Source organism: Gammaproteobacteria bacterium (assembly GCA_028819075.1).
GTDB lineage: Bacteria > Gemmatimonadota > Gemmatimonadetes > Longimicrobiales > Gaopeijiaceae > BD2-11.
Genome location: JAPPMM010000030.1, coordinates 1 through 10,507, shown reverse-complemented (window position 1 = coordinate 10,507; position 10,507 = coordinate 1). Strand labels below are relative to the sequence as shown.

Below are 10,507 nucleotides of genomic sequence, written 5' to 3'. Positions count from 1 at the left end.
TCGGGTCGGTCGGATGTCGCGATCAGCAACGCGCCAATGCGCCGTGCGGTGTCGGTGAAGTGCTGGACCTCCTCCGGTCGAAGTATCCGGCCCAGGACCGCACTCTCCCGGTACGACAACCACTTCTTGAGCACTTGGTAGCCCCCGAGCCGGTAGTCCCAGATGGCGGAGGGGAGGTTGCGCCAGAAGGCTTCGCCGTTCAGGTACACATCGAAGGTCGTCTCACCGAGGACGGCAACGTGTTCGGCCAACGCGGAGTGCTCGTCCGGTTGATAGGCGCGTTCGACGACGCGGCCCTTTCCGGGCATCACGGCGTCGCCTGTCCCGAAGTGGCCCCATCCCGCGGTCACGGCGAAGTCCTCGCCCGCCATGTAGCGTCCCGTAACGGTGTCCGGCACCGCGATCTCGGGACTTAGGCGCGTCCCGGTCCCGCCCGACACAGGCGATTCCGAATCGAGCAGTGCGGCGATCGTACGGCCTCTGGTCGCTGATCCAACGCCCGATTTAGATTTCGGATCTGTTGCGATCATTGGGCTTACGGGATTTGCGGGTCTGATTCCCGCCCTTCGGTTCCCGCCGAACGGGATCAGGTACGAACTCGGCGGCGGTTTGCGAGCGCGGTTCTGAGCTGTCCCTCGTCGGCTCTCTGATAACACTGGAGAACGGTCTTGGCCGTCTTCCAGCCGCCCAGCTCGCAGAGCACCTTCAGGGGCTGGTCCATGAGGTCGCTGGCGAACTTGCGCCTCAGCGAGTGCCAGCCGCGCCCGCGCTTGGGCTCCAGTCCCGCGAGCCGTTCGGCCCTGTCCCACCAACCTCGGGCCACCCAAGTGGCCACGCTCGACGAGGGGTCCTTCGGCGAAGGCAGGACCGGGGCGTCGCCCGTCGCCGGGTTCCGCCGCCGCGCTTCCTCCAAGGCGGCAACCGCCTCGGGGGTGACGGGCGTGACGTGCTCGTATCCGGTCTTCTCGTGCTCGCTGCGCCACCGGATGGTTTCGCCGTCGAGGTCGATGTCGTCCCACCGGAGCTTGCGGACGGCTCCGATTCGGTGTCCCGTTTCGTGCGCGAGCACGAGCGCGACGCGGAACCGCCAGTCCACCTTGCGGGACACCCCGAGAAGCGCCCGGTACTCGTCCTCGGTGAGAACGATCCGGGTGGGGTTCTTCTCCATGGGCGTCCTCAAGCCCCTGAGCGGGTTCGACTCGATCAGCAGCCGGCCCCGCTCGTCCCTCGACCTCGATGCCCAGTTGAAGACCGCGATCAGGAACCTCAGGTCGTATTCGACCATCCGGTCCGACACGGGCTTTCCGCTCGGTCCGACCCTTCCGGCCCGGCGCGCCCGGATGAACCGGTCCCAGTCCCTCTGGGAAAGCGTTGCCGGGTCGCGGTTCCTTCCGAGGAACCCGAGGAACATCTTCATCGCGGTCCGGTCATGCTGCCGCGAGTGCCGGGTCTTGGTCGGGGTTACCTCTTCACCGTAGATGTCAAAGAGCGTCTCCAGGGTGAGCGGCCCGGGCTCGGCCTCCTGCTTGGCGTTGGGCTCCGGCTTCGCGAACCCGGCGGCGGCCTCGTCGGCCTGCCGCTTCGCGCGCCTCCAGTCGCGGTGCTTGAGCGACCGGGTGAGCCTGCGCCCGTTTTCTCGCCACTCTATCTGGTAGAGGCCGGTCTTCGGATCAGGGAACACCCTCACCCGGTTGCGGCCCCATTCTCCGGCGCTGTACGAGCGCCGGTCACGTTTCGTGCGTGCCATCTTCCATTCCTCTCTGGATGATGGACTGCACGATCTGCCTGTTGGAAAGCTCGCGGCGCGGGGCGTCCCGCACCAGTGGCACGGCGGGTGGCGTCGCCTTCCGGGGCAGGTGGATGCGTGCGATCCTGGGCGCGTTGAGCCTCCCGGCGTTGGGGATCTTTCCGTCGCGCACGAGGCGGCCCAGATGTTCCCTTGAGTAGCCGCTCTCACGGGCGGCCTCGACGAGCGACAGCGTGGTTTCGTCGCGCTCGCGGATCGTGGTTTCGAGGTCTTCGGCGCAAAGGTCCAGCACGAGAGCTGCGGTCTCGCTCCCGTACCGCCGGAGCGCCTTGGCCTTCCCGCGCCAGTCGGCGGGCAGACCCTCGACGGATGCGGGCTTGGTCTTCCGTCTGGACTTCCGGGTCATTTCCAGTCTCCTTCGTCGTCCTGTCGCAGCGAGTCCGCGAGGCCGGCATCCCCTTCGCCGCGCCTCACTGACCGTTCGGCGAGATCGACTCGCCGTCCGAGGTCGGCGAGCCCGGTGGTGCGGGCAACCGCGTAGATCGTGGCCGCGACGGCGGTGAGGGCGAGCGCGGCGTGCAGCGCGAGCGCGACTCCGTGCTCCGCGAGGACCCTTGGCCAGTGGGGCGCGAGGTATTCGAGGCGGGCACCGCCCATCAGGAACGCGGATCCGACGATTGCGGCGGTGAGTCCCGCGCTGATCTTCCAGGGCTGCATCGTGGTTCTCCTTCTTCTTCAGAGTTCGACTGTGGCGGGATCGCGGTCGGCCGGACCACGGAGCCAGGAGCCGCTGTCGCTACCGAGGCCGAGCCTGCGGAGAAGCCCCGCCGCCGCGGGTCCGTTGGCGTGCATCGCGAACCCGGCGGCGGCCTTGGCGCGGACGGCCGCCTCGCGGTAGCTGCCGGAGACGGCCTCGACGTTGACGCGGCCGGTTCGGCCGTCCGCGTCCTCGTATTCGATCTGGGCGTCGGGGTAGAGCACCCGCCCCTCGTCGTCCAGGGGGAGCCCGAGTTCGCGCGCGATCCGGTGCCGTTCGGCATCGGCGGCCCGCCTGCCGCTCTTCCGCGCAGCCTCGCTGCCGCGCGCGACGGTGCTCTTGAGTTCGGCGTCGAGGCGGACGCGCCGCACGGTGGCGCCCCGTGCGTCGAGCCGCCTCCGCTCGATTCGGCAGGCGCGGTAGATGGCGGTGTCGTGTGCGGCCTCGGTGTCCCGGACCCGCACCGTGCGGATCGCCTGCGAGGGATCCATCCCGCGCTCGGCGGCCAGTTCACGCGCCTCGGCCACGCCCTTGCGGGTGAGGGTCAGCACCTTGAACGGGTTGCCCCTCGGCCCGGTGGCCGTGTGCTGTTCGACGATGCCGTCGCGGATCCAGGCGTCCACGGCCCGCCGGGTTGTGAACGGATGACCGCCGAAGCGGGCGTCCGCGAGGTCGCGGAACGACACCGCGCCGTGGACGCCGATGTCGGTCAGCGCCCGGGCGCACCGGTCGCGGAAGGAGATGGACCCGCCGTCCCGGCCCGCGGCGTATTCTCGGCGATGGCCGTCCCGCATCGGAAAGCGATTGCGGCTGGATGGCGCGGCGGAACGGGGGTCCGGTTCGGCCGGGCGGCCGAACATCTCTCTCCCTCTCACGGATCAGCGGCTCGGCCCGAAGCCGCGCTCGGGGACCGGGATCCTCGGCACGGGAACGACGATCCTCTGCGGTCCCTGCGCGGGCGTGCGGACCGCCGCGACGGCAACGGGGTCGCGTTCGGCCACCCGCTCGCGGTGCCGGTCGAGCACGAAGTCGGAGATCTTCTGCGCGTCCGCGGCGGCGCGCCGGATCTCGCGCGGGTCCTCCTCGAGCGCCTGGATCCAGCCCTCGACATAGGCCGCGCCCCTGCTCGGGTCGTGTCCGACGCCCACGCGCTCGCCGGTCATCATCGCGCTGATCTCGGCCCTGAGCTCCTCCCTCGCGTACTGGGGCGAGCCGAACCCGCCGTCGATCCCCTCGATGAGGGTCTCGCGGTTCATCCGGTCCTTGTGCCCGGTGCTGTGGCCCAGCTCGTGGAGCGCGGTCTGGTAGTAGTGGTTCGCCGACGGGAACTGCCCGCGCTCGGGCAGCACGATCTCGTCGCGCTTCATGTGGTAGTAGGCGCGGTCGCCCTGGACGTGGCGGACCGGGACGCCGACATCCTCCATGACCCGCTCGGCCTCCTGGTGCACCTTCCAGAGCGGCTCGGGCGTCGGGTTCGAGCGCTCGGGCAGCCCGTCGGCCTGCTCGGCGTTGAACACCGTGTACTGGCGCACGAACGGCGCCTTGAGCTTCTCGTAGCGGTAGACCTTCTTGCCCTCGGCGTCCCTCCTGGGCCGACCCTGCTCGTCGGTCACGGCGATCCGCTTCTTGTCCTGGAAGGAGAGGATGCGGGTGCCGCGCTCGCCCTTCCTGACCTGTCCGCCGCGCGCCTGGATCTGGCGGTAGGTGCCCCAGCGCACGTCGCCGTAGCCCATCTCCTGCTGCACGGAGGCGAGGTGCAGGCTGTTCCCGCCCCGGTAGGAGCGGTCGGTGTCCACGTTCATGGGCATCACGCGCTCGCCCGGCGCCCACGGCTTCTGCCACGGCGCGGTGCCCTGCCGGATCTGCTCGATGATCGCGTCGGCGAACTTGCGGTGGTATTCGTCGTGGTTCATGCGTCCACCTCCTCGCCGGCGGCGCCGTGCGGGTCGTCCCAGGCGGCGGCGATCTCGTCCTCGCTCCCCACGTCTTCGGGGAAGAGTCCGTACTCCTTGGCCAGTTCGGCCTCGACTTCGAGCGTCTCGCCGCCATCGCGGGCGAGCTCCCGGTCGAAGTCCTCGAACGTCTCGACCCGGATGGTTTGGTCGTCGCACTTCATGCGTTCACCTCCTTGGTGTGTGGGTGGGTGCTTCCTTGCGGGGCTTCGGTGCCCCGCCCCAAACGGGCGCGGTGTTCCAGCGGCCGGTGGCCGCGTCGTAGCCGCGCACTTCGAGTGCCTCCTCGACGAACCGCCGGCCCTCCCGGCGGGTCGTGTGCAGCACGAGCGCGATGCCGTCCACGACGCCCCGGCAGGTGACCTCCCAGGGGAGCGCGTCCCCGGCCTGCATGGCGCAACTGGCGAGGCGCGAGAGCGCGGAGCGGGCGTTGTTGGCGTGGACGGTGGTGAGCGAGCCGCCGTGTCCGGTGTTGAGCGCTTGGAGCAGATCGGCGGCCTCGGCCCCGCGCACCTCGCCGACGACGATGTGGTCGGGGCGGTGGCGTAGCGCGTGGCGCACCAGGTCGCGGATCTCGACCGGCGTCTCCGAGAGGGTGGCTCCGGCCTCGAACCGGAGGCAGTTGGCGCGGTCGATCCGGAGTTCGAGCGTGTCCTCGATGGCGACGATCCGCTCGTCGTCGGGCAGCAGTTCGATCAGCGCGTTCAGAAGCGTCGTCTTGCCCGATCCCGTGCCGCCGGACACGAGGATGTTGCGGCGGGCGAGAAGGGTGTCTCTCGCGGCTTCGAGCACCGGCTCCGGCAGCGACCCCATGCGCACGAGGTTCTCGGCGGAGAACGCCCTTCCCCCGAACCGGCGGATCGTTATCGCAACCTCGGGCGCGGCGGGCGGCGTGCAGATGGCGACCCGCGATCCGTCGCCCAACCGGGCGTCGAGGACCGGCCTCGCGGCGGGATCGAGCCCGAGCGGCCGGGCGATGTGGATTGCCGCGCGGTGGAGCCAGGCGGCGGTGAGTCCGGGCGCCTCGTGGGGCTCCAGCCTTCCGGCACGCTCGATCCAGACGTTGCCGGGACCGTTGATCATGATCTCGGAGATCCCGGGGTCTTCGAGCAGGGATTCCAACCCCGGGAGAAACGGGGCGAGGTGGCCGACGCCGCTGGCGCGCTTCATATCCGCCCCTCCTCCCGGAGCCGCCAGTAGCCCGTCTCGCGAGGCAGGTAGTGGGGCTTCAGGTAGACGCGGGTCGCCGGAAGCGATTTCACGCCGTCGTACGGAAGACAGACCGCTTGGTAGTTGGCGAGCAACCCGAACTCGCGCGGCGTGAACACCGGCTCGCTCTGCCGACGGAACGACTTGCTCGCGCCGATGGTGCCGCGTCCGCCGCCGGCGCGGCCGGACAGGAGCGAGAACTCGGGCCTGCCCGTGGTCTCGGTGAACGTGTAGGAGGCCCGCGTCTTCATGACGCTCCCGCACATCTCCGACGCGATCTTGGCCGAAGCCTCGTCGGAAAGCGACAGGAAGATCCGTGTCCGGAGCGTCTGGACGAGCGTGCGCCACGCCTCGCCCGAGGGCAGCACGGAGCGGAGCGACGAGAGCGACTGCGTGGCGACGATGGGGATGCAGCGGCACTGCCGCGTGAGCGCGAACGCCTTCTCGTCGCCCGAGGGGTCGTCCTGCCCTACGGTGGCGAACGCTTGATACTCGTCACAGATGAACACGGCGGGCCGCATGTAGCGGCCGGGGCGGCGGGCCGCCTCGGCGGGTCTTCGGAGCAGCGCCTGCATCCACGCGTTCTTGAGCAGCACGCCGATGGCGCGTGCCAAGGCCGGGTTCGCCCCGGCTGGCATGTTGAGCGCCAGCACCTTGCCGCCCTCGATCAACTCGGCGAGCGGCGGCAGCCTCCGGCGGAGGCCCGGCATGGCCGGGACTTCCGGGGGCCTCTCCCCGTCGTCGCCGTCCGCCCGCCTGGACGGGGCATCGTCGTTTGGCGGGGGCGGGCAGAACACGCCCGCGACTTCGGGCTGGTCGAAGAGCGAGAGGAAGACGCTGATCCCCTCGACGATCGAGGTGCGGAGCTTGGCGTCGAGCGCCGACCAGTCCTTGTCGTACCACCGCTCGATGGCCTCGACGCTTTCGGCGAACTCTTTCCCGGCATCGCCTCCGATGGGCTCCGTCTCGTACGCAACGCCGAGTTCCTTGAGCTTCGCCCGCAGCGGCGGATCGAGCCTGCATCCGACCCTCGCGGTCCCGGGCACGGCCTCCCAGGCCGCGTCTTCGAGGGCGTTCTTGTGTTCGGTCAGGTCGGTGGCGGCGATCATCGCCCGGAGGGGACGGACCTCGTCGGCCATCGCCCGCGCCTCGCCGATCTTCGCGGCCAGAAGCTCCGGGTCCACCGTACAGCGGTATACGTCGCGGAGCGTGACCCAGCCCCCCGGCAAGAGCCGGTGAAGCTCGACGATCCACCGGACGAGGTTCGTGTACGCCTGCTGCCAAAACGGTTCGCGGGACTTGCCGAAGAGCTGGTTGATGAGGGACGCGACGCCGTAGGCCATCGAGTAGGAGTCGAGCAGCGGATCGTCGAGCGGGTTCCACTGCCAGGAGCCGCCGAACCCGATTTCGAGGTAGTCGTCCTCCCGCCCGGCCTCGCTCAGGATGCTCCGGACCTGGTGACAAAAGTCTCCCTTGACTTCGAGCACGAGCGCGCCCGCCCTGCGCTTGGGGTCGTCCGCCCGCCAGTGGAGCAGCTCCCGCGCGAACGGGTACATGCAGGCCGTGGTCTTGCCGGTGCCGACGGCCCCGACGACAAGCAGCCCGGTGTAGAGCCCCTTCTCGGGGATGACGAGCCACGACGGCCGCTCGCTCTCTTCCGGCACGGTCGGATGGTGCAGTTCGCCGACCACGACCGAGGGCGCGCCGTCCCCGGGCGAGTTGGGCCACTCGGGCAACCTGCCCCGCCGCCGGAACCTCACGAGCGGCTGGAGCCAGACGCGCCAGACCGAGAGGACGAGCGATCCGGCGAGCACGACGGCGACGGCGGGCCACGCGTAATGCCAGACGCGGACGGCGGCGTGCAGGGCCGGATCGTGCCAGGCGATCAGGTCGAGATACGGGTTCGCGTCCGCGGGCGGGAACGGCGCCTTGAGCGCCCGGGCGCCGGTCGCGCCGACGGCGGCCCCGATGATGGCGAGGGTGCCGGACTTCATCGGCCGAACCTCCTTCCTGAAAGGATCGATGGCTGGGAGCGACCCGAGGGGGCGGGGCCCGGGGTGCGCAAACGCGCACGGCCCCGAACCCGTAGCAGGCCCTCGGACTGCGGGGTCGCTCCCAGCCCCGCCGAAACGGCCCGCGCGGCCCCGGCCGTCCGGGCCGTCGAGGCGCAAGACGTTCGGGCGCTGCGACTTGCGCCGCCCCGCCGGTGCGCACGCCCGGAGCACCGGGGTGCGCATCGGCGCCCCGTGTCGTTTTCGGGGGCGGGAGCGGCCATGACCCGCGGCGCGTGAGGTGCGCAAATCATCGGTAGAGGACTCCCGCGAGACGGGTCGTCCGCCAGGCGCGGGCGCGGCCCAGTCCGCCCCGCCCGGCTTGTCGGCGGGCTTCCTTCTCAAGCGCGACGCTGCGCTTCAGCGCGGCTTGCAGCCCGCCGTACTCGTCGAGGACTTCCACGGCACCCCGGTGGATCGCTCGCTCGATCCGGGCCAGTTCGTCGGCCACGCCGGGGTCCGCCTCGCCGCGGCCGGAGTCCTCGGACCAGCGGCCCAGCACCCGACGCGCGCGCTCCGTCTCGTCCCTCGTGCGTCCGACGGCGACGGCTTCGACGGAGTGGCCGCGCCGGGCGAGCGCGCTCCAGAGGCCCCGGTGCGCCGTCCCCCAGGACCGGACCCCGCTGACGGTGTCGTGGCCGGGTTCGGCGTATACGAACACGGCGCGGTCCGGCTCGACGGCGATGGGCAGCTTGACGGGGAAGTAGCGGCGGGTGTCGCCCGCCGCGCCCCGGTAGAGGCGGGACGGCAGGAGCCTCCGCTCGATCCCGAGCGCCTCGAACGCCGCGATCTTCTCGGGCTCGGTCGGAAGCCAGGGGAGATCCGGGTGCTCGATCACGTAGTCGAGCGAGAGCAGGCGCCGCATCAGAACCCGGGGGGATGCGGGGCGGCGGTGCCGGATGTGCTCGGCCCCGAACGCCCGGTAGAGCCGCCGGGAGTAGATCCGGCAGACCCGCCCGATCCCCCGGATGCCGGGCACCGTCTCCTCGGCGGCCAGTCCCTGCGCGATCAGGGCGTGAACCATGCGGCGAGCCCGGTCGTGGTGCGTGGCCAGGAACCGCGTGGCCTGCCTCCGGGTGAACACGCCGCTGTGCAGGCACACCAGCGCGATCCACTCGGCCTTCCTGCCCGTCCAGCCGAAGCGTCCGAGCACCTTCTCGCGCCCGTCGAGATGGAGCGTCATCGCTCCTCCCCGCCGCTGACGAGCGCCCGGTCGGCCCGCATGTAGGTGACGAGGAGCCCCATCGGGTTGTGGACGACGAGTTCGTTCGGGATCGAGTCGAGGAACTCGAACCGGAGCGTGAGCGACCAGCGCTCGCGCCGCAGTTCCTGCTCGCCCCTCAGATGCACGAGGTCGAAGTCGGCCGTCGCGCCGTGCGGCGGCGCGGGCGCGGGATGGATGCGGAGCACGACCTGTTCGACTTCGATTTCGGTCCCGGCGGTTCCGGCCGCCGTGGCCGCCACCTCGGCGCCGTCCCTCTGGAAGGCGGCGTTCGCGAGGTCCGTGCTCAGGAACCGGAGGCTCCGCGTCCATTGCTCCTGGACCGTCGCGCGGCGGCGCGAGTGGAAGTCGTGGACGAACCGGTTCAGGAAGTATTTTGTTGTCGGATCGAGCGGATCGGCCTGCGCGGTCGCGGCCTCGTAGGCCAGCGCCTCGGCCCGGCCCACCTCGTCGACCCGGACCACGATGGGCTTGGGCGGCTCCGCGCCCGCGATGCGAAGCAGGACGAAGACGCCGAGCACGATGCTTGCCGAGAGGAAGATCAGGATCGTCCTGAGCTTCCGGTTCGCCTGCACGGCCTCGCCCCAGATCTCCGCGTACTCGCGGCCCGCGCCTTCATCTCCATTCATTCGCGTTCTCTTCATTCCGGGCATCTCCAAGGATCTCAGACGGGCTTGACAGGGACGGCGGCTTTGCTCGCTCCCTGCATGACGAGGGCGACGAACCCGGACCCGGCGGAGCCGGAACCGGAGACGAGCATTGAGGCGAGCTCGCCGACCTTGAGCCCGGCCATGAGGCCGGAGACGACGAGCGGCATGAGGACGACGGCCCAGAGCCAGAGCTCGAACGGGTCCGCCGTGCCGGTGCCCATCAGGGCATCGGCGTAGGTCGTGATGTAGCCCATGCCGACGCCCATGAAGACGCGCAGCACGGCCCCGGCCACGACGCCGTAGAGCGTGTAGACCATCATGGTCCGGAACCATCCCCAGAACAGGAACGAGAGCGGCTCGAAGAGCAGGAACGCGATGAACACCGGACCGAGCAGGATCGCGATGGCGATGGCGACCTGCGCCCAGATCACCTGCGCGTAGGTCACGCAGAACAGCGCCAGCAGGCAAACCACGAGCGAAGCGCCCATCACGAGCGTGACCAGCGAGGAGAAGATCACGGTCGCGCCCGCCGTCACGACCGAGAGCAGGTTGCCCGTGGACCACGCCGCGCCCAGGTGCGCGGAGTACGCCTGCACGAGCGCGGTCATCTCGGTGTAGCCGGCCGACACCACGTCGGACAGGAACAGGTTCTGGAGCCAGATCCCGCCTCCGGCGACCATGGCCGGGAACGTGAGCCCGACGCCGGGGATCGGGACGACGTAGTAGTGAAGCAGGGTGCGGGGGATCGCGATCCCGATCACGAGCTTGACGATCTCCCAGGGCTGGAACGTGCCGCTGAACGCGATCTTGAGTCCGGTCCACGCGACCATCACGGCGGCGAGCCCGCCCCAGAGCTGGAGCCCAAGCGTGTGAACGTCGGGCGCGGCCCCGCCGACGACGGTGTCGAGCACCACGTCGA

12 protein-coding genes are annotated in these 10,507 nt (G+C 70.3%); all 12 read right to left on the bottom strand.

Features of this window, described 5'->3' with window-relative positions; genetic code table 11:
* The coding region (locus tag OXU32_07480; protein ID MDE0073807.1) for a DNA methyltransferase at positions 1-398 on the bottom strand (398 nt) is incomplete at its 3' end.
* Positions 399-586: 188 nt separating this feature from the next.
* Complete coding sequence (locus tag OXU32_07475) at positions 587-1,747, bottom strand: site-specific integrase (protein MDE0073806.1); 1,161 nt, start codon at positions 1,745-1,747, stop codon at positions 587-589.
* The gene (locus OXU32_07470) at positions 1,728-2,153 is read right to left on the bottom strand and encodes a hypothetical protein (protein MDE0073805.1); all 426 of its coding nucleotides are present in this window, start codon (positions 2,151-2,153) and stop codon (positions 1,728-1,730) included. The genes OXU32_07475 and OXU32_07470 overlap by 20 nt, the downstream gene beginning before the upstream one ends.
* Complete coding sequence (locus tag OXU32_07465) at positions 2,150-2,464, bottom strand: hypothetical protein (protein ID MDE0073804.1); 315 nt, start codon at positions 2,462-2,464, stop codon at positions 2,150-2,152. Before OXU32_07465 ends, OXU32_07470 begins: the two co-directional genes overlap by 4 nt.
* An 18-nt stretch (positions 2,465-2,482) precedes the next feature.
* On the bottom strand, positions 2,483-3,364 hold the full coding sequence (locus tag OXU32_07460; GenBank protein MDE0073803.1) for a hypothetical protein: 882 nt from the start codon (positions 3,362-3,364) through the stop codon (positions 2,483-2,485).
* An 18-nt stretch (positions 3,365-3,382) separates the two neighbouring features.
* Positions 3,383-4,417, bottom strand: a complete 1,035-nt coding sequence (locus OXU32_07455) for a zincin-like metallopeptidase domain-containing protein (protein ID MDE0073802.1) — start codon at positions 4,415-4,417, stop codon at positions 3,383-3,385.
* The gene (locus OXU32_07450; protein MDE0073801.1) at positions 4,414-4,620 is read right to left on the bottom strand and encodes a hypothetical protein; all 207 of its coding nucleotides are present in this window, start codon (positions 4,618-4,620) and stop codon (positions 4,414-4,416) included. The genes OXU32_07455 and OXU32_07450 overlap by 4 nt, the downstream gene beginning before the upstream one ends.
* A gap of 4 nt (positions 4,621-4,624) precedes the next feature.
* The gene (locus tag OXU32_07445) at positions 4,625-5,626 is read right to left on the bottom strand and encodes an ATPase, T2SS/T4P/T4SS family (protein MDE0073800.1); all 1,002 of its coding nucleotides are present in this window, start codon (positions 5,624-5,626) and stop codon (positions 4,625-4,627) included.
* Positions 5,623-7,659, bottom strand: coding sequence for a TraM recognition domain-containing protein (locus tag OXU32_07440; GenBank protein ID MDE0073799.1), 2,037 nt, complete (start codon positions 7,657-7,659; stop codon positions 5,623-5,625). The genes OXU32_07445 and OXU32_07440 overlap by 4 nt, the downstream gene beginning before the upstream one ends.
* Positions 7,660-7,966: 307 nt before the next feature.
* Positions 7,967-8,899, bottom strand: coding sequence for a hypothetical protein (locus OXU32_07435; GenBank protein ID MDE0073798.1), 933 nt, complete (start codon positions 8,897-8,899; stop codon positions 7,967-7,969).
* On the bottom strand, positions 8,896-9,582 hold the full coding sequence (locus OXU32_07430) for a VirB8/TrbF family protein (protein MDE0073797.1): 687 nt from the start codon (positions 9,580-9,582) through the stop codon (positions 8,896-8,898). The genes OXU32_07435 and OXU32_07430 overlap by 4 nt, the downstream gene beginning before the upstream one ends.
* Before the next feature lie 20 nt (positions 9,583-9,602).
* On the bottom strand, positions 9,603-10,507 hold a 905-nt coding region (locus OXU32_07425), incomplete at its 5' end, for a type IV secretion system protein (protein ID MDE0073796.1).